General features: G+C 69.0%; 17 protein-coding genes. 13 read left to right on the forward strand and 4 right to left on the reverse strand.

Features of this window, described 5'->3' with window-relative positions; translation table 11 throughout:
- The first annotated feature begins 16 nt into the window (after positions 1–16).
- The 7 genes from AOZ53_RS01670 to AOZ53_RS01700 all read left to right on the forward strand — a co-directional run bounded on the left by AOZ53_RS01670 (position 17) and on the right by AOZ53_RS01700 (position 9,654).
- Positions 17–1,153 carry a polysaccharide biosynthesis/export family protein gene (locus AOZ53_RS01670; protein WP_054431949.1) on the forward strand — a complete coding sequence of 379 codons (1,137 nt, stop codon included), beginning with the start codon at positions 17–19 and terminating at the stop codon, positions 1,151–1,153.
- A 14-nt stretch (positions 1,154–1,167) separates the two neighbouring features.
- On the forward strand, positions 1,168–3,429 hold the full coding sequence (locus AOZ53_RS01675) for a GNVR domain-containing protein (RefSeq protein ID WP_054431948.1): 2,262 nt from the start codon (positions 1,168–1,170) through the stop codon (positions 3,427–3,429).
- An 18-nt stretch (positions 3,430–3,447) separates the two neighbouring features.
- Entirely contained in the window at positions 3,448–4,851 is a 1,404-nt protein-coding gene (locus AOZ53_RS01680; protein WP_006390288.1) for a phosphomannomutase/phosphoglucomutase, read from the forward strand.
- Positions 4,852–4,864: 13 nt separating this feature from the next.
- Positions 4,865–6,538, forward strand: a complete 1,674-nt coding sequence (gene pgi, locus AOZ53_RS01685; RefSeq protein WP_054431947.1) for a glucose-6-phosphate isomerase — start codon at positions 4,865–4,867, stop codon at positions 6,536–6,538.
- A gap of 13 nt (positions 6,539–6,551) precedes the next feature.
- A complete protein-coding gene (gene galE / locus AOZ53_RS01690) occupies positions 6,552–7,604 on the forward strand; it encodes a UDP-glucose 4-epimerase GalE (RefSeq protein WP_054431946.1) in 1,053 nt (350 codons plus the stop codon).
- Positions 7,605–7,787: 183 nt separating this feature from the next.
- Positions 7,788–8,735: a serine O-acetyltransferase EpsC gene (epsC, locus tag AOZ53_RS01695; protein WP_054431945.1), complete on the forward strand. Its 948-nt coding sequence runs from the start codon at positions 7,788–7,790 to the stop codon at positions 8,733–8,735.
- Positions 8,736–8,826: 91 nt separating this feature from the next.
- Positions 8,827–9,654 (forward strand): NAD-dependent protein deacetylase, encoded by an 828-nt coding sequence (locus AOZ53_RS01700; RefSeq protein WP_054431944.1) that lies wholly within the window; start codon positions 8,827–8,829, stop codon positions 9,652–9,654.
- 192 nt (positions 9,655–9,846) lie between these two features.
- On the opposite strand, the gene AOZ53_RS01705 is transcribed toward AOZ53_RS01700, so the two are convergent.
- The 3 genes from AOZ53_RS01705 to gabT form a co-directional block, all read right to left on the reverse strand.
- Positions 9,847–10,701 (reverse strand): inositol monophosphatase family protein, encoded by an 855-nt coding sequence (locus AOZ53_RS01705; protein ID WP_054431943.1) that lies wholly within the window; start codon positions 10,699–10,701, stop codon positions 9,847–9,849.
- Positions 10,702–10,899: 198 nt separating this feature from the next.
- On the reverse strand, positions 10,900–12,369 hold the full coding sequence (locus AOZ53_RS01710) for an NAD-dependent succinate-semialdehyde dehydrogenase (RefSeq protein ID WP_054431942.1): 1,470 nt from the start codon (positions 12,367–12,369) through the stop codon (positions 10,900–10,902).
- 228 nt (positions 12,370–12,597) lie between these two features.
- Positions 12,598–13,860, reverse strand: a complete 1,263-nt coding sequence (gene gabT / locus AOZ53_RS01715) for a 4-aminobutyrate--2-oxoglutarate transaminase (RefSeq protein WP_054431941.1) — start codon at positions 13,858–13,860, stop codon at positions 12,598–12,600.
- A gap of 95 nt (positions 13,861–13,955) precedes the next feature.
- Here gabT and AOZ53_RS01720 point away from each other — a divergent pair, with 95 nt between their 5' ends.
- Entirely contained in the window at positions 13,956–15,485 is a 1,530-nt protein-coding gene (locus tag AOZ53_RS01720) for a MocR-like pyridoxine biosynthesis transcription factor PdxR (protein WP_369816772.1), read from the forward strand.
- Positions 15,486–15,554: 69 nt separating this feature from the next.
- Here AOZ53_RS01720 and AOZ53_RS01725 read toward each other — a convergent pair whose 3' ends face one another.
- Positions 15,555–16,466, reverse strand: a complete 912-nt coding sequence (locus tag AOZ53_RS01725; RefSeq protein WP_054486664.1) for a DUF72 domain-containing protein — start codon at positions 16,464–16,466, stop codon at positions 15,555–15,557.
- Between the two features lie 110 nt (positions 16,467–16,576).
- On the opposite strand from AOZ53_RS01725, the gene AOZ53_RS01730 reads away from it, so the two are divergent.
- From AOZ53_RS01730 to AOZ53_RS01750, 5 genes are all read left to right on the forward strand, one after another.
- The gene (locus AOZ53_RS01730) at positions 16,577–18,667 is read left to right on the forward strand and encodes an ATP-dependent helicase (protein WP_054486665.1); all 2,091 of its coding nucleotides are present in this window, start codon (positions 16,577–16,579) and stop codon (positions 18,665–18,667) included.
- Positions 18,668–18,803: 136 nt separating this feature from the next.
- Positions 18,804–19,811 carry a magnesium and cobalt transport protein CorA gene (locus AOZ53_RS01735; RefSeq protein ID WP_054431938.1) on the forward strand — a complete coding sequence of 336 codons (1,008 nt, stop codon included), beginning with the start codon at positions 18,804–18,806 and terminating at the stop codon, positions 19,809–19,811.
- 102 nt (positions 19,812–19,913) lie between these two features.
- Positions 19,914–20,582, forward strand: a complete 669-nt coding sequence (locus AOZ53_RS01740) for a thermonuclease family protein (RefSeq protein ID WP_054486666.1) — start codon at positions 19,914–19,916, stop codon at positions 20,580–20,582.
- Positions 20,583–20,680: 98 nt separating this feature from the next.
- Positions 20,681–22,918: an ABC transporter substrate-binding protein gene (locus AOZ53_RS01745; protein WP_156333178.1), complete on the forward strand. Its 2,238-nt coding sequence runs from the start codon at positions 20,681–20,683 to the stop codon at positions 22,916–22,918.
- Positions 22,915–23,892: an ABC transporter permease gene (locus AOZ53_RS01750; protein ID WP_054486668.1), complete on the forward strand. Its 978-nt coding sequence runs from the start codon at positions 22,915–22,917 to the stop codon at positions 23,890–23,892. The genes AOZ53_RS01745 and AOZ53_RS01750 overlap by 4 nt, the downstream gene beginning before the upstream one ends.

Consider the following 23,892-nt stretch of genomic DNA (forward strand, 5'->3'; position numbering starts at 1 on the left):
TCACAGTGGATTCGCCATGACGACATTTTTCGGAACGTTGAGCCGAGCCATCGCAGCCATTGCGCTCGTGTCCTCGCTGGGCGCCTGCGCCCTTTCTCCCGGCATGACCTTTGACGCCAAGCACCTGGTCGATCCCCTGGATCCGAACTCGGTGGCGCAGATCAAGGAGATCACGCCCTCCCTGGTGCTGGACGACAACCGCGCGCGTCAGGCGCTGCTGGACAACGACGGCGTTTCGCGGCTGGTCGACAAGGCCGAGCCCTATCGCATCGGCCCCGGGGACATCCTCTCGATCGTGGTCTGGGATCACCCCGAGCTCGTGCTTCCGACGCAAACCTACGCCATTGGCACTGGGGTGACCGAACTAGCCTTCGGGGACACCGCATCGGGCATTCCGGGGTATACGGTCTCCTCCACTGGATATATCCAATTTCCCTATACGGGACTGCTGAAAGTGGCGGGGTTGACTGAACTTCAGGCGCGCAATCTCATAGTCAATAGTTCGGGCAAATACATCCAGGACCCGCAGATCACGGTGCGCGTGCTGGGCTACCGCAGCAAGCGGGTCTACGTCGAAGGCGAGGTGAAGACGCCAGGCACGGTGGCGATCAACGACATTCCCATGACCTTGCTGGAAGCGATCAACCGCGCGGGCGGCGTACTGCCCACGGGTGACCGCAGCAGCGTCTATGTCATCCGCGAAGGCAAGAAGACGCGCGTGAATCTGCCCGCGCTGATCGACCGCGGCCAGGACTTGAACCAGGTCATGCTGAAGTCGGGCGACATCGTCCGGGTGACCCCGAGGGATGACAGCAAGGTGTTCGTGACCGGCGAAGTGACTACGCCGGCCACCATCGTGATGCGCGATGGCAGGTTGACGTTGAACGAGGCGCTGGGCGTGGCGGGAGGGCCCAACCAGCTGACCGCGGACTCGTCGCAAGTGTTCGTGGTGCGCAGCACCGAGCAGGCCACGCCGCTGGTGTTCCACCTGAATGCCGCCTCGCCGCAGGCTTACGCGGTGGCGGAGAAGTTCGAGTTGCAACCCAAGGATGTCGTCTTCGTGGATACGGCTGGACTGGTGCGGTGGAACCGCTTCATCAGCAATCTGTTCCCGAGCGCACAAACGGTACAGACCGTGCATTCCATCAAGTAACCCTGGAGAGCTGCATGCCGTTGCCCATCGAATCGTTCGAGCCCTCCGTCCCGGCTCGCCAGCAGGAAACCCCGCTGTCCTCGCACGTGGACGCCATCTTCTCCAACCGTTGGCTGATCATCGCCATCACCCTGATCGCGCTGCTGGGGGCCGTCGCCTACGTCATGGTGACCCCCTCGGTCTATTCGGCCGACATCATCGTCCAGGTGGAGGAGGAGCTGCCGCAAGGCCAGAACCGCAGCCTGCTGGGCGACGTCTCGGCCATCTTCGACACCAAGGCCGAGACCTCCGGCGAAATGGAGGTGCTGCGCTCGCGCATGGTGGTGGGGCCGGCCGTCGACAAGTTCATGCTGTACATCCACGCCAAGCCGCGCTATTTCCCGGTGGTGGGCGAGTGGCTGGCGCAGCGCCACGAAAGCCTGCCGTATCCGTCCGGGCTACCCCGCGGCGGCTACGCCTGGGGCGGCGAGTCGATCTCGATCTCGCAGCTGGACGTGCCCAACGAATGGCTGGGCAAGCCCTTTCGCATCACCAACCTGGGCGAAGGGGCCTACACCCTGAACGACAAGCTCACCGGCGCCACCTTCAACGGCACGGTCGGCAAGCCCGAGCATTTCCTGCTGCCCGGCGGCGGCGCGCTGGACGTGCACGTCGATGCGCTCAACGGCCGGCCCGGCACGGAGTACACCGTGTCGCGCACCTCGCGCCTGGCGGCGATCGAGGACGTGCAGTCGCGCCTGGGCATCTTCGAGCGCGGCCGCACCTCGGGCGTGATCGGGGTGACGCTGGAAGGCAACGATCCGGCGCTGACCACGGCGGTGCTGAACCAGATCGGCCAGGAGTACGTGCAGCAGAACGTCAACCGCAAGTCGGCGCAGGCCGAGAAGTCGCTGGCCTTCCTGGACCAGCAGCTGCCGCAGCTCAAGCGCGAACTGGACGCGGCCGAGACCAAGTACAACTCGCTGCGCAACAAGCGCGGCACCATCGACCTGAGCGAAGAGGCCAAGCTGATCCTGGCGCAATCGGTGGACGCCCAGACCAAGGTGATGGAACTGCGCGCCAAGCGCCAGGAGCTGATCACCCGGTTCGCGCCGACCCATCCGAGCATCGTCGCCATCGACCGCCAGATCGCCTCGCTGACCGGCGACGTCAACCGCATCGGCAACAACATCAAGCAGTTGCCTGACCTGGAGCAGGACGTGGTGCGGCTGGTGCGCGACGTGCGCGTCAACACCGAGCTGTACACGGGCCTCTTGAACAACGCCCAGCAGCTGCGCCTGATCCGCGCCGGCAAGGTCGGCAACGTGCGCATCCTGGACGCGGCGGTGCAGCCGGACAAGCCGGTTCGTCCCAAGGCCGCCATCATCATCGCCGTGGCCACGGCCATCGGCCTGATCTTCGGCGTGCTGTGCGCCTTCGTGCGCAACGCGCTGTTCGGCGGCCTGTCGGAGCCCGATGACGTCGAGCGCTACACCGGCCTGCCGGTGCTGGCCGCGATTCCCCATAGCGACCTGCAGGACAAGCTGTGGCGCCGCAGCCGGCGCAAGAACGCCACGGTGCCGGCGCTGCTGGCGCAAAGCCAGAGCACCGCGCCGCCGATCGAGAGCCTGCGCTCCTTCCGCAACGTGCTGCAGGCCTCGCTGCGCCAGTCGGCCAACAACATGGTCATGTTCACCGGCCCGGTGGCGGGCGTCGGCAAGTCGTTCCTGTCGGCCAACTTCGCCTTCATCCAGGGCGGGGTCGGCAAGCGCGTGCTGCTGATCGACGCCGACTTCCGCAAGGGCCAGCTGAACCGCTATTTCGGCGTGCCCAAGGAAGACGGCCTGTTCGAGGTGCTGTCCGGCACGCTGCCGCTGGAGCGCGTGCGCAAGCACAGCGTGTCGGAGGGGGTGGATTTCATTTCCACCGGCGCGGTCAGCTTCGATCCCTCGGAGCTGCTGGCCTCGCCGATCTTCGGCCAGACCCTGCGCGAACTGGCCAGCCAGTACGACATGGTCATCCTGGACACCGCGCCGGTGCTGTCCTCGCCCGACGCGGCGGTGGTCGGCACGCATGCGGCGGCGGTCATGGTGGTGGTGCGCTCCGGCATGAACACGGTGGGCGAGATCCGCGAAACCGCCAAGCGCCTGATCCAGGCCGGCGCCCCGGTCGACGGGGTGCTGTTCAACGGTCTGAAGCTGATGCCCGAGCGTTTCGGGTTCCGCTCCAAGTATGGCGGATACCGCTATTCGCGGGCGGCTTATTACGGTGATTTCAAGCAGAACGGCCCCAAGTAACCTCCGCGGAGAACTGGCATGCATGGAACGTTTGGCTGGGAAACCCCGCAGATCCTGGATGCGGTCTTCAAGGCGTATGACATACGCGGCACGGTGCCCGATGAAATCGACGCGCGCTTCGCCCACAGCCTGGGCATGGCGGCCGGCGTGCGGGCGCTGGAACTGGGCGCGCGCGCCATGGTGGTGGGGCGCGACGGGCGCCTGAGCAGCGTCGAACTGGCGGCGGCGCTGCAGGCCGGGCTGCGCTCGGCCGGCCTGCACGTGATCGACATCGGCATGGCGACCACGCCGATGGTCTATTTCGCGGCGCGCCTGATGGACACCGGCGCCGGCATCGCCGTCACCGGCAGCCACAATCCGCCGGCCCACAACGGCTTCAAGATCGTGCTGGACGGCGCGTCGCTGTATGGCGACGGCATCACCGCGCTGCGCGACGCCATGCGCCTGCCGATCGAGTCGGCCAGCGTGGCCGGCGGCCGCACGCAGATGCAGATCCAGCCGTGCTACGCGGCGCGGCTGGTGGGCGACATCCGCCTGGCGCGGCCGATGAAGATCGCCATCGATTGCGGCAGCGGCGTGGCCGGCGCGGTGGCGCCGGCGCTGTTCCGGGCGCTGGGCTGCGAGGTCACGGAGCTGTTCTGCGAGGTGGACGGCGCCTTTCCCGGGCACCACCCGGACCCGGCCGATCCGCAGAACCTGCAGGACCTGATCTATTGCCTGCGCTACTCCGACTGCGAAGTCGGGCTGGCGTTCGATGGCGATGGCGATCGGCTCGGCGTGGTGACCAAGTCGGGCCAGATCATCTGGCCCGACCGCCAGCTGATCCTGTTCGCCCGCGACGTGCTGGCGCGCAACCCGGGCGCCGAGATCCTCTACGACGTCAAGTGCAGCCGCCACGTCGCGCGCGCCATCACCGAGGCCGGCGGCAAGGCCACCATGTGGAAGACGGGCCATTCGCTGATCAAGGCCAAGATGCGCGAGACCGGCGCGCTGCTGGCCGGCGAGATGAGCGGCCACATCTTCTTCAAGGAGCGCTGGTACGGCTTCGACGACGGCATCTACGCCGCCGCCCGGCTGCTGGAGATCCTGTCCGGCGCGCCCAATCCGTCGGCGCTGCTGGAGAGCCTGCCGCAGTCCTGCGCCACTCCCGAAATCAAGCTGGAAACCACCCAGGGCGAGCAGTTCGAGCTGGTCGAGGCGTTGCGCGCCGGCGGCCAGTTCCCGGGCGCGCTGTCCATCAACGACCTGGATGGCGTGCGCGTCGACTACGCCGACGGCTTCGGCCTGGCGCGGCCGTCGAACACCACGCCCACGGTGGTGTTGCGCTTCGAAGGAGACTCCGTGGCCGCCCTGGCCCGCATCGAGGAGGACTTCCGCAATGCGTTCCGGCGCGTTGCCCCCCATATCCGTTTACCGTTCTAAGGAGCATCACGCGATGGGTAATGCGAATTTTGCGAGAGAGGCCGAGGCCGCGGCCGAGGCCGACAGCCTCGCCGCCAGCCACGAATGGCGCGCTTTCGCGCAAGCGGCGCACGGCGCCGCGCTGGATGCGGGCGCCTTGAAGGTGATCGAGGCGGCGGGCCTGTGCGTGGACCTGACCATGCAGCGGCAGTCGCCCGCGCTGGACGCCGCCGCGCTGGCGCTATTGCGCGCCCGCGGCCTGGATGCGGCGCGGCAGGCGCTGTTCTCCGGCGGACCGGTCAACTGGACCGAGGGCAAGCCGGCCTGGCACACCGCGCTGCGGGCCGGCCGCACCCGCGAGCAGCCGGACGGCCAGGACCGGGATTCGGTCTGCGAGTATTCGCGCATGGCCGATTTCGTGCGGCACGTCGACCAGAACGCCGACTTCGCCACCGTGCTGCACATCGGCATCGGCGGCAGCGACTGGGGCCCGCGCCTGGCGATCCAGGCCTTCGGCGGCCCGGGCCAGCGCCGCCAGATCCGCTTCGTCTCCAACATCGACGGCCATGCTTTCCATGACGCGGTGGCCGGGCTGGACCCGCGCCGCTGCCTGGTGGTGGTGTCGTCCAAGTCCTTCACCACCGCCGAGACCCTGCACAACGCCCGCGCCGCCATCGCCTGGCTGCGGCAGGGCGGGGTGGCCGATCCGTCCGCGCACCTGGCGGCGGTCACCGCCAACGCGCCCGCAGCGCGCGCCCTCGGGGTGCCGGCGAGCCAGGTGTTCCGCATGTGCGACTGGGTCGGCGGACGCTATTCGGTCTGGTCGGTGGCCGGGCTGTCGATCGCGCTGACCGTCGGCACGGACGTGCTGATCGGCATGCGCGCCGGCGCCGAGGCCATGGACCAGCATTTCCAGCAGGCGCCGCTGGGCGCCAACGCGCCGGTGCAGCTGGCGCTGGCCGGCCTGGTCAATTGCAGCGTGCTGGGCCACGGCTCGCTCAACATCGCGGCCTACAGCGCGCGTCTGCTGCACCTGGTGACCTATCTGCAGCAGCTGGAAATGGAATCGCTGGGCAAGCGCGTCGGCGGCGACGGCGCCGCGGTGGACGTGCCGACCGCGCCGATCATCTGGGGCATGCCGGGCACCGACGGCCAGCACACCTTCTTCCAATGGCTGCACCAGAGCGCGCATGGCGCGCCGGTCGATTTCATCGCCAGCCTGCAGGGCCATCCGGACAGCCCCGACGCCCACCGCATGCTGCTGGCCAATTGCCTGGCGCAGCGCCAGGCGCTGCTGCGCGGCAAGGACCTGGAGCAGGCGCTGCTGGACGTGGCCCATGTCGAGGATCCCGAGCAGGCGCTGACGCTGGCGCACCACATGGTGCATCCGGGCGGGCGGCCGTCCACGCTGATCGTGCTGCGCCAGCTGGAGCCGCGCGCGCTGGGCGCGTTGCTGGCGCTGTATGAACACAAGGTGTTCGTGCAGAGCGTGGTGTGGGGCGTCAATCCCTTCGACCAGTGGGGCGTGGAGCTGGGCAAGCGGCTGGCCACCGGCATCGAGCGCGAGCTGGCGGTGCCGGTGTCGGCCGGCGTGGTCGACTGGGGCCACGACGCGTCCACCTCGTACTGGATCGACCGCTACCGTGGCCACGCCCAGGCGCCGCAGCCGCGTCATGCCTGGCTGCCCGGCGTGGCGGCGCATCTTTGACGGGGAGCCGGGCATGAGCGAGATGCGCGTGCTGGTCACGGGCGGCGCCGGCTACATCGGCGCCCATACCCTGGTGGCGATGCTGGCCGCCGGCCAGCGGCCGCTGGTGCTGGACAACTTCAGCAACGGCAGCCCGGAGGCGGTGCGGCGGGTCGAGCGCCTGTGCGGGACGCCGATCCCGCTGGTGCAGGGCGACATCCGCCAGACCGGCCTGGTGCAGGCGCTGCTGGCGCGCGAGGCGCGGCGCGGCGAGCCGGTGCAGGCGGTGCTGCACCTGGCCGGCTGCAAGGCCGTCGGCGAATCGGTGGCCGACCCGCTCAAGTATTACGACAACAACGTCGCGGGCTCGGTGGCGCTGCTGCGCGCCATGCGCGACGAGGGCGTGACGCGGGTGGTGTTCAGCTCGTCGGCCACCGTCTATGGCGAACCGCGCTCGCTGCCGTTCACCGAGGCGCATCCGCTGGCGCCGGCCAATCCGTATGGCCGCAGCAAGCTGATGGTCGAGCAGATGCTGCGCGACCTGTGCGCGGCCGAGCCGGCCTTCGGCGCGGTGACGCTGCGCTACTTCAATCCGATCGGCGCGCATCCCAGCGGCCAGATCGGCGAGAGCCCGCGCGACGTGCCCAACAACCTGTTCCCGTACATCACGCAGGTGGCGGTGGGGCGGCAGCCGTTCCTGAACGTGTTCGGCGACGATTACGCCACCGCGGACGGCACCGGCGTGCGCGATTACCTGCATGTCATGGACCTGGCGCAGGGCCACGTGCAGGCGCTGGCCTACGCCGCCGGCCATCCCGGCTTCGTGGCGGTCAACCTGGGCACGGGACGCGGCACCAGCGTGCTGGAACTGGTGCATGCGTTCGAGCGCGTCAGCCAGCGCCGCATCCCGCTGCGCACCGGGCCGCGCCGCCCCGGCGATATCGAGCGAATGTGGGCCGACCCGGCGCTGGCGGCCTCGCTGCTGGGCTGGCACAGCACCCGCGGGGTCGAGGCCATGTGCGCCGATGGCTGGCGCTGGCAGCAGGGCAACCCGAGCGGCTACGACACCGATCCGCCGCCGCCATAACCCCTGCGCCGTGTCGGATGGGTTCCGCGAAGCGGGCCGAGCGGTTACAGTTGACGGATATATTGCAAAGCAGCATCGCCGCGCGGCCCCGCCGCCGCGGGCGATGCACCGTCATCGAGGCCCCCTCATGTTCGATTCTCTTTTGTCTGCCGTTCCGCCCGGCGCCCAGCAGGGGCTGTTCCTATGAGCGGCCCGGCCTACCTTCCTTCCGCCCACTGGAACCTGGATAGCATCGTCTCGGGCCTGCGCGAGGCGCGCGTGGCCTGGCGCGGTCCGCGCGGCCGCCTGCGCGAAGACGCCGGCCTGCGCGAGTTTCCGTCGCAGGAAAGCCTGCGCCAGATCATCAAGGATCTCTGTGGCGCCTTGTTCCCGATGCGCCTGGGGCCCATCGACCTGCGCGAGGAAGTCGAGGATTTCTACGTCGGCCACACCATCGGCGCGGCGCTGGACGCGCTGCTGCACCAGGTCGGCCTGGAGCTGCAGTACGTCGGCCGCGATGATCCGGCGCTGCTGGCCGATTCGCAGCTGCGCGCCATCGAGATCGTGCGCCAGTTCGGCGCCGAGCTGCCGCGCGTGCGCGCCGCGCTCGACCTGGACGTGACCGCCGCCTACCAGGGCGACCCGGCCGCGCACAGCGTCGACGAGGTGCTGCTGTGCTATCCCGGCGTGGCCGCCATGATCCACCATCGCCTGGCCAACGTGCTGTACCGCCTGGGCGTGCCGATGCTGGCGCGCATCGTGGCCGAGATCGCGCATGCCGACACCGGCATCGACATCCATCCGGGCGCGACCATCGGCCGCAGCTTCTTCATCGACCACGGCACCGGCGTGGTGATCGGCGAAACCGCCATCATCGGCGACCGCGTGCGGCTCTACCAGATGGTCACGCTGGGCGCCAAGCGCTTCCCGCCGGGCGAGAACGGCGAACTCAAGAAAGGCCTGGCGCGCCACCCGCTGATCGAAGATGATGTGGTCATCTACGCGGGCGCCACCATCCTGGGTCGCGTCACCATCGGCAAGGGCTCGACCATCGGCGGCAACGTCTGGCTCACGCGCAGCGTGCCGCCGGGCAGCAACGTGACCCAGGCCAGCCTGGTCAGCGACATGCCGGATTGTGGCCTGGGCGGCTGATACGGCGTCCGCGTTTCGGCTGGGCGGCCCTGGCGCCGCCCGTTTCTCGCCTGGGCGGCACTGACCCCCGGGATTCGATACGGGAGCCTGGATGGACACACGTGTTTCGGATCTGGCCGCGCTGCGCGGCTTCGTCGACCGCCACCCGCGGCTGTTCGTGCTGACCGGGGCGGGCGTCAGCACCGATTCCGGCATTCCCGACTACCGCGACACCGACGGCGAATGGAAACGTTCGCCGCCCATGACGCTGCAGACCTTCATGGGCGCCGAACTGGCGCGGGCGCGCTACTGGGCCCGCAGCATGGTGGGCTGGCGCCGTTTTGGCAAGGTACAGCCGAATGCCGCCCATCGCGCGCTGGCGCAGTTGCAGCAGCGCGGCCGGGTGTCGATCCTGGTGACGCAGAACGTCGATGGCCTGCACGAGGCCGCCGGCAGCCGCGACGTGGTCGACCTGCATGGCCGGCTCGACCAGGTGCGCTGCATGAATTGCGACTGGCGCGGCGGCCGCGACGCCTGGCAGGACGCGCTGCACCAGCGCAACCCCGGCTGGATCGCCTTCGAGGCCGACGATGCGCCCGACGGCGACGCCGACCTGGAGGGCGTGGACTTCGCCACGTTCCAGGTGCCGCCCTGTCCGGTCTGCGGCGGCATCGTCAAGCCCGACGTGGTGTTCTTCGGCGAGACCGTGCCGCGCGAGCGGGTCGACCGCGCCAACGCCGGCCTGATGGCGGCCGACGCGGTGCTGGTGGTGGGCTCGTCGCTGATGGTCTATTCGGGCTACCGCTTCGTCACGGCCGCCTCGCGCAATGGCATGCCGATCGCGGCCATCAACCTGGGCCGCACCCGGGCCGACAACCTGTTGACGCTCAAGGTCGAGCTGCCCAGCGCCATGGCGCTGGAGGCGCTGACGGCGGCATAAAAGCGGGACGGACAGCGGCCGGTTTTTGACCGGTTTAACCAAGTGCCCGCCCTGTAAGGATTTTTTTGCGCCGTTACAGACCTTTCCATAGGGTTGTCCACAGATACTGTGGATAATTCCTAGGGATTACCCCGATTTTGTGAGCATGTTGGGGCCATTTTCGACCAACGCGTGGTCATCTGGCCCCGGTATTCAGCCTTCGGCGTCGGGGATGTCATCGCCCAGCAGGGCCTTGCGCGCCGCGTGCCAGCTGCCCGCGTCCGGGGCGTACAGCAGGCCGCCGCTGCGGTGGGTGGGCTTGTACGGCGAGCCGTCGAAGCGCGCCGCGTAGCCGCCGGCCTCGCGGTGCAGCAGCCAGCCGGCCGCGTGGTCCCAGGCGGTCAGCTGGTTGTACAGGGCGACGTGGCTGTGGCCGGCCGCCAGCATGCGGTATTCATGGGCGGCGCAGCGCAGGTTGGCGGTGCTGCCCAGGCGCGACAGGTTGCCGTTGACCGTGGTGCGCAGCGGCTCGGGCAGGAAGCCGGTGGAGATCAGGCCGTCCATGTCCTCGGGCGGCGCGGGGCTGGCCACCGCCAGTTTCGCCTGCTTGCCGTTCTCGTACTCCATCCACGCGCCTTCGCCGCGCACCGCCAGCGCGCTGTCGCGGCTGACCGGGTCGTAGATCACGCCGGCGATCACGTCGCCGCGATGGCAGGCCGCGATCATCATGCCGAACAGCGGCAGGCCGGCGACGTAGTTGCGGGTGCCGTCGATGGGGTCGATCAGGAACGCCAGATCGGCGTCCACCAGCATGTTCAGCAGGGCGGGGTTGCGGGTCGAGGCTTCCTCGCCGATCAGCACGGCGCCCGGGTGCAGCTTGGACAGGCGCGCGGCGATCAGGCGCTCGGCGGCCTCGTCGGCGTCGGTCACCAGGTCGCGCGGCGAGCTCTTGTCGCGCACGCTGCCCTCGGGCAGGTTGCGAAAGCGCGGCATGACCTCCGCCTGCGCGGCTTCGGCCAGGATGCCGGCCAGCTTGCGGGTGTCCTCACGGGTAAAGGTTCTGCTCATAGTCGCTCGTCCAGGGAACGCGCAAATCTATCACGCCTGGGCGGCATTTGATCGCGATTTATAACCGCATGAACTTAAAGGGGATTTTGTACCTGTGCAGGAGTTATCTGCCAGGTTGTCCACAATTCCTGGGGATAAACGGGACCGGAGCCCCGTTTATCTTCCCCCGGGCGGGCGCCCGGGGGAGGCAGGACGCGCTCAGGCGCCCAGGTCGACGCAGAGGTACTTGATCTCGAGGTATTCCTCGATGCCGTACTTCGAGCCCTCGCGGCCCAGGCCGGATTGCTTGACGCCGCCGAACGGGCCGACTTCGTTGGAGATCAGGCCGGTGTTGATGCCGACGATGCCGTACTCCAGCGCCTCCGACACGCGCCAGATGCGGGCGTAGTCGCGGGTGAAGAAGTAGGCGGCCAGGCCGAAGATGGTGTCGTTGGCCATGCCGATGACTTCCTCTTCGGACTCGAAGCGGAACAGCGGCGCCACCGGGCCGAAGGTTTCCTCGGTCGCGAAGCGCATCGACTGGGTCACGTCGCGCACCACGGTCGGCTCGAAGAACGTGCCGCCCAGCGCGTGCGGCTTGCCGCCGGCGATGACCTTGGCGCCGTGCGCGGTGGCGTCGGCGATGTGCTCCTGCACCTTCTCGACCGCGCTGGCGTCGATCAGCGGACCCTGCGTCACGCCGTCGCCGAAGCCGTCGCCGACCTTCATGGCGTTGACCTTGGCCACCAGGCGCTTGGCGATTTCCTCGTACACGCCGGCCTGCACGTAGATGCGGTTGGCGCAGACGCAGGTCTGGCCGGCGTTGCGGTACTTCGAGGCCAGGATGCCGTCGACCGCGCGGTCCAGGTCGGCGTCGTCGAACACGATGAACGGCGCGTTGCCGCCCAGTTCCAGCGACAGCTTCTTGATGGTGGGGGCGCATTGCTCCATCAGCGTGCGGCCGACTTCGGTCGAGCCGGTGAAGCTCAGCTTGCGCACCACGTCGCTTTCGCACAGCGCCGCGCCGATCTCGCGCGAGCTGCCGGTGATGACGTGGAACACGCCGGCCGGCACGCCGGCTTCCTCGGCCAGCACCGCCAGCGCCAGCGCGGTCAGCGGCGTCTGCTGGGCGGGCTTGACCACCATGGTGCAGCCGGCGGCCAGGGCCGGGCCGACCTTGCGGGTGATCATGGCGGCGGGGAAGTTCCACGGCGTGATGGCGGCGGTGACGCCGATCGGCTGCTTGAGCGCCAGCAGGCGCTGGCCGGCCTTGGGGCTTTGCAGCACGTCGCCGTCGATGCGCTTGGCTTCCTCGGCGAACCACTCCAGGAACGAGGCGGCGTAGGCGATTTCACCGGCGGCCTCGGTCACGGGCTTGCCCTGTTCCGAGGTCATGATGGCGGCCAGGTCCTGCTGGTTCTGCATCATCAGCTGGGCCCACTTCAGCAGGATCGCGGCGCGTTCCTTGCCGGTCTTGGCGCTCCAGGCGGGCAGGGCGGCCTCGGCGCTGGCGATGGCCTGCTCGGTCTCCTTGCGGCCCAGCTTGGGCACCGACACGATGGTCTTGCCGGTGGAGGGGTTGTCCACGGGGATCGACGGGCCGTTGCCGGCGGATACCCACTTGCCGTCGATATAGCAGGCGTCGCGCAGCAGTTCCGGGCGCGCCAGGGGATGGGTCAAAGAAGTCATTGCAATAGTCCTAAGAGTTAGGCCCACCCCCGAAGCGCTGCGCGCTTCCCCCTCAAGGGGGCATGCCCGCGGACCGGCGGAGCCGGATCCGCGGCATCCCGATGGGGGCGCCGGCTCAGGATTGTGGGATGGCGCGATAACGCCATGGAAAACGGATATCCGGCCGGGCGCGGCTCAAGCCCGTTGAGGCTGCCGCTACCGGCCGGATGAACGAAATGCGCCCGGTTCCTATGCTGCCAGGGCCTCGGACAGGATGGCCAGCGCGCGATCGAACTGGGCGTCGGGGATGGTCAAGGGGTACAGGAAGCGCAGGACGTTGCCGTACACGCCGCAGCTCAGCAAGATCAGGCCTTGCTCGATGGCGCGGGCCTGCACCTTCTTGACCGCCTCGGCGTCGGGCTTGCCGTTGGCGTCGTTCAGTTCCAGCGCCACCATCGAACCCAGGCCGCGCACGTCGGCGATGCCCGGCACCTTGGCGCGCAGGCCCTCGAGGTGGGCGCGCAGCTTGTCGCCCAGCTGCACCGCGCGTTCGCACAGCTTTTCTTCGGCAATCACGTCCAGCACGGCGTGGGCCGCGGCCACCGCCAGCGGGTTGCCGGCGTAGGTGCCGCCCAGGCCGCCCGCGGCCGGGCCGTCCATGACGTCGGCGCGGCCGACCACGCCCGAGATCGGGAAGCCGCCGCCCAGGCTCTTGGCCATGGTGATCAGGTCGGCCTGCACCGAGTGGTGCTCCATGGCGAACAGCTTGCCGGTGCGGCCGAAGCCGGTCTGCACTTCGTCGGCGATCAGCAGGATGCCGTGTTCGTCGCAGAGCTTGCGCAGGGCCACCATCAGTTCGGGCGGGGTGATGTTGAAGCCGCCTTCGCCCTGCACCGGTTCGATGATGATCGCGGCGACGCGCTTGGGATCGATGTCGACCTTGAACAGCAGGTCCAGCGCCTTGAGCGAGTCGGCCACGGTGATCGACTGGGTGCCGTTGGGGAACGGCACGTGGTAGATGTCGCCCGGCATCGGGCCGAACGACAGCTTGTAGGGGGCGACCTTGCCGGTCAGCGCCATGCCCAGCATGGTGCGGCCGTGGAACGAGCCCGAGAAGGCGATGACGCCCGAACGGCCGGTGGCCGAGCGCGCGATCTTGATGGCGTTTTCAACGGCTTCGACGCCGGTGGTGAAGAAGGCGGACTTCTTCAGGCCGTCGATCGGGGCCAGGCGGTTGATGCGCTCGGCCAGCGAGACGTAGCCTTCGTACGGCACGATCTGGTAGGCCGTGTGGGTGAAGTTGTCGAGCTGGGCGCTGACGGCGGCCTTGACCTTGGGGTGCAGGTGGCCGGTGTTCAGCACCGCGATGCCGCCCGCGAAGTCGATGTATTCCTTGCCGTTGGCGTCCCACAGCGTGGCGTTCTCGGCGCGCACGGCATAGAAGTCGCACATGACGCCGACGCCGCGCGGCGTGGCCAGGGAACGGCGGGTATTCAAATCCTGATTCTTCATCTCAGCCTCGAATGGCAAGTGGGCGGTAAACCCTTACTTTAATGCTACTATGGCCCCATTGGTGGGAACCACTTTTATAAATCAGGTAGAACCAATTGCGGTCCATCGTCGGAGACTTGTTGCAGCTGCGCCTGGCCGATGCCGACGGCGGGCCGATGAACAAGCGCCTGTACCACGGCATCCGCGAGGCGATTCTGGAGGGCTCGATCGCCGCCGACTCGCGCCTGCCCGCCTCGCGCGACCTGGCGGCCGAGCTGGGCATCGCCCGCAACACCGTGGTGCACGTCTATGGCCAGCTGCTGGCCGAGGGCTACACCCGCAGCCTGCAGGGCAATGGCACCTTCGTCAATGCCTCGCAGCCCGATTCCTACCTGGCCAGCGGCCGCCAGTCGCGCCGCGCGCCGGTGCCGCAACCGCGTCCGGCGCTGTCGGCGCGCGGCGCCGCCATCGTCGACGGCGTCTCGGCCTCGCCCTACCAGTGGGGCGCCTTCATGCCGGGCGTGCCCGACCTGACCGAATTTCCGCACAAGAAGTTCGGCCGCATCTTTTCCGCGCTGTGGCGCAATCCCGCGCCCGACCTGCTGACCTATGCCTACGGCGGCGGCCTGCCGGCGCTGCGCGAGGCGCTGGCCCAGCACCTGGCGCTGACGCGCTCGATCGACTGCGACCCCGACCAGATCCTCATCACCGAAGGCTCGCACCAGGCCATCGACCTGGCCACCCGCATCCTGGGCGAGGCCGGCGAGACCGCCTGGGTCGAGGACCCGGGCTACTGGGGCGCGCGCACGGTGCTGCAGGCCAACGGCCTGCACACAGTGCACCTGCCGGTCGACGAGGAGGGCATGCGCCTGCCGGACGCCGACGCCGCGCCCGGCATGGCGCCGCCGCGCTTCATCTTCGTGACGCCGTCGCACCAGTATCCGCTGGGGCCGGTGATGTCGCTGGCGCGGCGCCGGCAACTGCTGGCGGTGGCGCGCCGCCACGGCAGCTGGATCATCGAGGACGACTACGACAGCGAATTCCGCTTCTCGGGCCGGCCCATCGCCTCGCTGCTGGGCCTGGAGCCGGACGCGCCCGTGATCTACATGGGCACCTTCAGCAAGACGCTGTACCCGGGCCTGCGGGTCGGTTACCTGGTGCTGCCCAAGCCGCTGACCGCGGCGTTCCAGGCGGCCCACGCCGAGCTCTACCGCGAAGGCCACCTGATGACGCACGCGGCGCTGGCCACCTTCATCGCCGAGGGCCACTACGCCGCCCACATCCGCCGCATGCGCATGCTGTACGCGCGCCGCCGCGCCATGCTGGTCAACCTGATCGAACGGCGCCTGGGGCCCGACTGGCTGCACCGCGACGCCAGCCTGGCCGGCCTGCACCTGGTGCTGACATTGCCGCCTCACATGGACGACCTGCGGGTGGTCGAGGTGGCGCGCCGCAAGGGCGTGCTGACGCGCGCGCTGTCGCGCTACTACGTCGGCGCCGAAGGCCGTCGGCCCGGCCTGCTGCTGGGCTACGCCTGCGTGCCGGAGCACGACATCGCGCGCAAGTTCGAGGTGCTGCTGGAAAGCCTGGCCGAAGTGGCGCGCATGACGCCGGCCGCGCCGGCGCTGGCGGCGCAGCCGGCCTGACGCGGACGCTGAAGGGCGGCGGCGCCGCATCCCGCGGCCCGCGCGGTGTGATCGCGCCGGACCCCGCCCTCAGTCCAGGCCGTTCTGTCCGCCGCCCAGCGCCGCCGCGAAAGCCGTGGCGTTGCGCATGCCCTGATCCTCGAAGTTGGTGTTGAACACCGCGTGCGCCTGCGCGCTCTGCCGCGCCAGGTCCTGGAAGCGGCGCGCCAGTTCGGCCAGCTCGGCCTCGGAATATTCATATTGGAAGCGCCCCGACGACGCGGCGCCGTTGGCGTTCCAGGTGGCGGCGTTGCGCCCGTGCAGGCGCAGCAGTGTCAGCTCGGGATGGGTGCAGGCCCACACGGCCGGCACGCTGTTCTCGAACCCCTGCGGCGCGTCCACCACGGTATGCACCACGCCCAGCTCGCGCTCGAACGCCAGCGTGGCGGCCGTGGCCTCGGACGAGTCGAACCAGCTGTGGTGGCGGAATTCGACCGACAGCAGGTGTTCCGGCAGGCGCCGCGCGCCTTCGGCCACCAGGGCGCGGCCGCGCGCGTCGCGCCGGACCCAGGGCGGGTACTGGAAGTGCACCGCGCCCAGCTTGCCGGCCATGCGCAGCGGTTCCAGCGCCAGCGTGTAGCGGCGCCAGAGCTCGTCGCGCAGATCCTCCGGCATGGCGTGGTGGTAGATGACCGGTTCGGGCCAGTCGGCCAGCTCGCGGCGGATGTCGGCGGGCAGCGAGGCCAGCGGCGTCTGGTGGCCGGTGAAGAGGCGGTAGGCCTTGATATTGAAGACGAAATCGTCGGGCGTGCGCTGCGCCCACAGGTAGGCGTTGTCGGCGCTGGGCAGGGCGTAGTAGCTGGAATCGACCTCGGCCAGCCCGAAGCGGGTGGCGTAGAAGCGCAGCCGTGACTGGGCGTCGTGCGCCTCGCGCGGGTAGAAGCGGCCGCACGCCAGCAGCGTGGGATCGGTCCAGGAAGCGGTGCCGGCAAGCAGGCGCATGGGGAAATCGGGCGTAGCGGGAGTGGGAGGCGATGCGGTTATGATACCTGGATATATCCCCAGGTATCGGGCCGCGCCGACCGCGCCCGCCGCCCTCCATTCCACGCCCCATGTCCGACCAGAATCCCGCCAACCCGTCCAGCCGTCCCGATCCCCTGGCCGACCTCAACCCCGCCCAGCGCGAGGCCGCCGAGTTCGGCGTCGGCGGGGCGGGCGGCGACGGGCCGCTGCTGGTGATCGCCGGCGCCGGTTCGGGCAAGACCAACACCCTGGCGCACCGTGTCGCCCACCTGATCCTGAACGGCGCCGATCCGCAGCGCATGCTGCTGCTGACCTTCTCGCGCCGCGCCGCCCAGGAAATGGAACGCCGCGTCGGCAGCGTGCTGCAGCGGGTCATGAACCTGCGCGGCACCCAGCAGGCGCCGTCGCTGCCCTGGGCCGGCACCTTCCACGCCATCGGCGCGCGGCTGCTGCGCGATTGCGCCCAGCGCATCGGTTTGTCCGAGGCCTTCACCATCCACGACCGCGGCGACGCCGAGGACCTGATGGGCATGGTGCGGCACGAACTCGGCCTGTCGTCCACCAAGTCGCGCTTTCCGCTCAAGGGCACCTGCCTGGCGATCTACTCGCGCGTGGTCAACAGCCAGACGCCGGTGGCCGATGTGCTGCACGCCACCTTCCCGTGGTGCGCGCAATGGGAAGACGAACTCAAGAACCTGTTCCGCGCCTACGTCGCCGCCAAGCAGGACCAGCAGGTGCTCGACTACGACGACCTGCTGCTGTACTGGGCCGAGATGATGGGCGACGCGGCCATCGCCGCCGACGTCGGCGCGCGCTTCGATCACGTGCTGGTCGACGAATACCAGGACACCAACCGGCTGCAGGCCGCCATCCTGCTGGCCATGAAGCCCGACGGCCGCGGCCTGACCGTGGTGGGCGACGACGCCCAGTCGATCTATTCGTTCCGCGCGGCCACGGTGCGCAACATCCTCGATTTCCCGGCGCAGTTCCCGCAGCCGGCGCGCGTCATCACGCTGGACCGCAACTACCGCTCGACCCAGCCCATCCTGAACGCCTCCAACGCCGTCATCGGCCTGGCGGCCGAGCGCTACGCCAAGGATCTCTGGAGCGACCGGCCGTCGTCGCAGCTGCCCGAGCTGGTCACCGTCAGCGACGAAGGCGGCCAGGCCCGCTGGGTCGCCGACCAGGTGCTGGCGCAGCGCGAGGGCGGCGCCACGCTCAAGTCGCAGGCGGCGCTGTTCCGCACCTCCAGCCACAGCGCCGCGCTGGAACTGGAGCTGACCCGGCGCAACATCCCCTTCGTCAAGTTCGGCGGCCTGCGCTTTCTGGAAGCGGCGCACGTCAAGGACCTGCTGTCGCTGCTGCGCTGGGCCGAGAACCCGCGCGGGCGCATGGCGGGGTTCCGCGTGGCGCAACTGCTGCCCGGCATCGGCCCGGCCACCGCCGGCAAGCTGATGGACGCCATGGCGCAATCGGCCGAGCCGCTGCGCGCGCTGCGCGAATTCAAGCCGGGCGCGGCGGCGCAGGCGGAGTGGGGCGCGTTCGCCGACACCTACGCGGCGCTGGCCGAGCCCAAGCTGCGCTGGCCCGCCGACGTCGACCTGGCGCTGCGCTGGTACGCCGGCCAGCTCGAACGGCTGTACGACGATGCGCGGGTGCGCAAGACCGACCTGGACCAGCTGGTGCGCATCGCCGCGGGCTACCCGTCGCGCGAGCGCTTCCTGACCGAACTGACGCTGGATCCTCCCGACGCCACCAGCGACGAATCCGGCGCGCCCTCGCGCGACGAGGACTACATGATCCTGTCCACCATCCACTCGGCCAAGGGCCAGGAATGGAAGGCGGTCTATGTGCTGAACGTGGTCGACGGCTGTATTCCGTCCGACATGAGCACCGGCACCGCCGAAGAGATCGAGGAAGAGCGGCGCCTCCTGTACGTGGCCATGACGCGCGCCAAGGAACGCCTGCAGCTGATCGTGCCGCAGCGCTTCTACGTGCACCAGCAGACCGGCATGGGCGACCGCCACGTCTACGGCTCGCGCACCCGCTACATCACCAACGCCATGCTGCCGCTGTTCGACCACCTGCCCAAGCTGCCGGACCTGCCGGCGCGCGAGGCCAAGGCGCCGCAGGCGCCGAGCGTGGACGTGGCCAAGCGCGTGCGCAACCTGTTCGCATAGCGCGCGCGGTCCGGCGGGTTCGCGCGCCGCGCCCGCCGGGCGGCGCGCGGCCGCGCCCATGCGCCGGTGGGCTATCATCGGCCGATACGCTGGATACACGTTGCACCCGCAGGGCTCGCATCGCCAAAGGATGTCTATGTCTACCGAAGAGAATGCCGCCGCCGCTGCGCCCAAGAGCGAAGTCGTGGCGTCCATCGCCTATGTGAATGGCCGGCGCGACCACGAGGTGCCCATCGAGGAGGTGGGCAAGCACGTCGATGCCAAGCGCAGCATGCTGTGGATCGGCCTGCGCAATCCCAGCCCGGAGCGGCTGGCCGACGTGGTCAACCAGCTCGGCGCCTGCGACAAGAACCAGGAAGAGATGCTGGAGTCGCACCGCCGGCCCAAGATCATCGACTACGGCAACATGGTGCTGATCGTCGCCATCACCGTCGAGGTCGAGGCCGAGCGTCCCATCTTCGGTGAAACCCAGTTCCTGATCGGCGAGGGCTTCCTGGTCACCGTGCGGCGCGGCGCCACCGCCGGCCACAGCCCCTTGCGCGAACGGCTGGAGTCCTCGCCCGACCTGCTCAAGCGCGGCAGCGACTACGTCGCCTCCGAACTGCTGGACTGGCTGGTGGACCGCTACGTGGCGGCGGCCGGCAAGATCGAGTCGGTGGTCGAGGGCGCCGAACAGAAGCTGCTGATCCGCGGCGCCAAGGATTCCGACATCCGCAGGCTGTATCGCCAGCGCCGCGACCTCCTGCGCATCCACACCGTAGTGTCGCCGCTGGCCGAGATCTGCCGGCGCCTGGCTCGGGTCGAGATGTCGGCGGTGGACGAGCATGCCCGGCCGTATTTCGGCGAGGTGGCCGACCGCGTGCTGCGGGTCGATGAACTGTTCAATTCGCTGCGCGAGTCGCTGGCCTTCGCCTTCGAAGCCAGCCTGATGATCGGCCAGGCCGCGCAGAACGACACCACTCGCAAGCTGGCCTCCTGGGCCGCCATCCTGGCGGTGCCCACGGCCATCGCCGGCATCTACGGCATGAACTTCAAGTTCATGCCCGAGCTGGAATCGCCGTTCGGCTATCCGGTCACGTTGGGGGTGATCGCGTCGGTCTGTTCGTTCCTGTACTGGCGCTTTCGCAAGTCGGGCTGGTTGTAGGACTACGTCCGCCTGGAACGTGGCGGCGGCGACGCGCTTTGCCGCGCGGCGCCGGCGCGGCTGTGGCAAACTGCCTGCGTTTTCCTCTTCGGAGCGCGGCCCGTGCGCGGCAATTCCCCCTTTCGCGGCGGCAGCAAGCTGACCGCCCTCGTGGTCGCCCTGATCCTGGCGGCGGCGGGCGCCCTCGTCAATTGGCTGCAGCCGTCCCGCCAGGGCGGCGAGCGCCCGGCCGAACGGCCCGGCGCCAGCGCGCCCGCGACGTCCGGCAAAGCCGGCGCGGCCCAGGCCGGCGCCGTGCCGGCAGGCAGCTATACCCTGACCGGCATGATCGTCAACGTCGCCGACGGCGACACCGTGACGCTGCGCGCGCCCGACGGCCAGCGCCGCATCCGCATGGACAGCATCGACGCGCCCGAGGAGGGCCACGGCGCCGACCAGCCCGGCCAGCCCTACGCCGAGGCCTCGCGCCAGCACCTGGCCAGCCTGGTGGCCGGCAAGACCCTGACCGCCCAGTGCTACCTGAAGGACCAGTACGGCCGCGACGTCTGCGCGCTGATTCTGGACGACGGCCGCTCGGCCAACCGCCTGCAGGTCGAGGCCGGCTACGCCTGGGCCTACACCGCGCGCCAGGGCGAGTACCTGAACGACAAGGCCATGCCCGACCTGCAACGCCAGGCCAAGGCCGCCGGCCGAGGCCTGTGGGCCGGCAAGGACCCGATGCAGCCCTGGAAGTGGCGCTACGACTGCTGGCGCCAGCGCCAGTGCGGGTGATGGCCGCGGGCCCGCAAGTTCCCTAGGGGGATGCCAGGGTACTGGGGCGGATGCACCTTTGCTATCCTCTGTCGCACTGAATAGAAGGAAAGGTTTCCATGCGTGCTTTGATGCGGCTCTGGGCGGCGGCCATGATGCTGTTGCTGGCGTTGGCGGGCTGCTCCCGGGAGGGCAGTCCCATCAACAGCCCCTATCCGGCCGGCGCCGAAAGCCAGAACGCGCTGTATTCCGCCTTCGTCAAGCGCTCGCCCAAGTACCTGGATCCGGCCAGCTCTTATTCCACCGACGAAACCCCATATACCTACAACATCTATGAGACGCTGTACGGCTACCACTACCTCAAGCGGCCGTATGAGCTGATCCCGCGCGCGGCGGCCTCGATCGACCCGCCGGTCTACCTGGATGCGCAGGGCAAGGTGCTGCCGGCCGACGCGCCGGGCGAGCAGATCGCCCAAAGCATCTACGACATCAAGATCAAGCCCGGCATGCGTTTCGCGCCGCACCCGGCCTTCGCCCGCAAGACCGACGGCAGCTACGACTACTTCCCGATCGCGCCGGAGGACCTGGCCGACAAGTACGCCATCCCCGATTTCCCGCGCACCGGCACCCGCGAACTCACCGCCGACGACTATGTCTACGCCTTCCGCCGCCTGGCCAGCCCGCGCGTGGTGTCGCCGATCTATTCGCTGATGGCCGAATACGTCAGCGGCCTGAAGGACTACGGCGACCGCCTGCGCGAGCGCGACAAGGCGCTGCGCCGCGACCTGCCGGGCGGCGCCGGCGCCTCGTGGCTGGACCTGCGCGAGGCCGACGGCTTCACCGGCGTGCAGGCGCTCGACCCGCACACGCTGCGCATCCGCGTCAACGGCAAGTACCCGCAGTTCAAGTACTGGCTGGCCATGACCTTCACCGCGCCCGTGCCCTGGGAGGCCGACCGCTTCTACAACCAGCCCGGCATGGCCGATCACGACCTGTCGCTCAACACCTGGCCCGTCGGCACCGGCCCCTACATGCTGGCCGAGTCGCTGCAGAACCGCCGCCACGTGCTGGCGCGCAATCCCAACTTCCACGGCGAACCCTATCCCTGCGACGGCGAGCCGGGCGACCGCGCCGCGGGCCTGCTGGCCGACTGCGGCAAGCCCACGCCCTTCATCGACCGCGCCGTCTTCAGCGTCGAGAAGGAAGCCATTCCGCTGACCGGCAAGTTCATGCAGGGCTACTACGACGTGCCGCAGATCGAGCGCGGCGAGTACGGCGTGGCCATGCTGGTGGCCGCCGGCGACAGCCAGGACAAGGCGCGCAAGTACGCCGAGCACGGCATCCGCCTGCCCACCACGGTCGAGACCGCCAACTGGTACATGGGCTTCAACTGGCTCGATCCGGTGGTGGGCAAGGGCGACACGCCCGAGCAGGCCGAGAAGAACCGCAAGCTGCGCCAGGCCATCAGCATCGCCTTCGACTGGGAGGAATACGTGGCGGTGTTCGAGAACAGCCAGGCCTCGGTGGCCTACGGCCCGGTGCCGCCCGGCGTGCTGGGCTACCGCGAGCCGCCCGAGGGCGTGAACCCGGTGGTCTACGACCTGGTCGACGGCAAGCCGGTGCGCAAGTCCATCGACACCGCGCGCAAGCTGCTGGCCGAGGCCGGCTATCCCGACGGCCGCAACGCCGTCACCGGCGCGCCGCTGGTGCTGTACTACGACTCCATGACCGGCGGCGGCTCCAATCCGCAGTTCGACTGGATGCGGCGGCAGATGGCCAAGATCGGCGTGCAGATGGACGTGCGCTCGACCGACTACAACCGCTTCCAGGACAAGATGCGGCGCGGCTCGGCGCAGATCTTCCTGTGGGGCTGGAACGCCGACTACCCCGACGCCGAGAACTTCCTGTTCCTGCTGTACGGTCCCAACGCCAAGGCCAAGAACGGCGGCGAGAACGCCGCCAACTACGACAGCCCCGAGTACGACAAGCTGTTCGAGCAGATGAAGTTCCTGGACGACGGTCCCGAAAAGGAAGCCCTGATCCAGCGCATGGTCGCCATCGTGCAGCGCGACGCGCCCTGGATGTTCGGCTACTTCCCGATGTCGGGCGGCGCCTACCAGCAGTGGGTCGGCAACGCCAAGCCGACCCAGATGGTGCGCAACACGCTGCAGTACATGAAGATCGACCCGGTCCTGCGCGAGCGCAAGATCGACGAGTGGAATTCCCCCATCTGGTGGCCGGTGGGCCTGTTCGCGCTGCTGATCGCGCTGGCGATCTGGCCGTCGTACGTGGCGCTCAAGCGACGCGAGCGGCAGACCGCCTTCGTCCCGGCCGCGCGCAAGGAGCATCAATCATGATCGGCTACGTCATCCGCCGGCTGCTGTATGGCGTGCTGATCCTGATCGGCGTGAACCTCTTCACCTTCATCCTGTTCTTCGCGGTCAACACGCCCGACGACATGGCGCGCCTGGCCATCGGCGGCCAGCGCATCAGCCAGGACGCGGTCGAGAAATGGAAGGTCGAGCACGGCTACGACAAGCCGCTGTTCTACAACGCCCAGGCCAGCGGCAGCGCGCAATTGACCGACACGGTGTTCTACCAGCGTTCGGTGCCGCTCCTGGCGATGGACTTCGGCGCCTCGGACGGCGGCCGCGACATCGGCCGCGAGATCCAGACGCGCATGGGGCCGAGCCTGGCGCTGGCGGTGCCGACCTTCTTCCTGGGGCTGTTCGCCAGCATCGTGTTTTCGCTGACGCTGGTGTACTTCCGCGCCACGCGGCTGGATTTCTGGGGCGTGGTGGTGTGCGTGATCCTGCTGTCCATCTCCAGCCTGTTCTACATCATCGCCGGCCAGTGGATGTTCGCCAAGCTGCTGCGGCTGGTGCCGTTCTCCGGCTTCGAGGGCGGGCTGGACATGGTCAAGTTCCTGGCCCTGCCGGTGCTGGTGGCGATCGTCTCGCGCCTGGGGCCCGAGGCGCGCTTCTACCGCACCCTGTTCCTGGAGGAGATCGGCAAGGACTACGTGCGAACCGCCCGCGCCAAGGGGCTGGCCGAGCGCGTGGTGCTGTTCCGCCACGTGCTGCGCAATGCCATGCTGCCGATCCTGACCAGCACCGTCGCCGCCTTGCCGCTGCTGTTCATGGGCAGCCTGATCGCCGAATCCTTCTTCGGCATCCCGGGCCTGGGCAGCTACACCATCGACGCCATCAACGCGCAGGATTTCTCCATCGTGCGCGCCATGGTGTTCCTGGGGGCGTCGCTGTACATCGTGGGGCTGATCCTGGCCGACATTTCCTACACGCTGGCTGACCCCCGCGTCCGATTCGAGTAG

Source organism: Achromobacter sp. 2789STDY5608621 (genome assembly GCF_001299375.1).
GTDB lineage: Bacteria > Pseudomonadota > Gammaproteobacteria > Burkholderiales > Burkholderiaceae_B > Achromobacter > Achromobacter insuavis.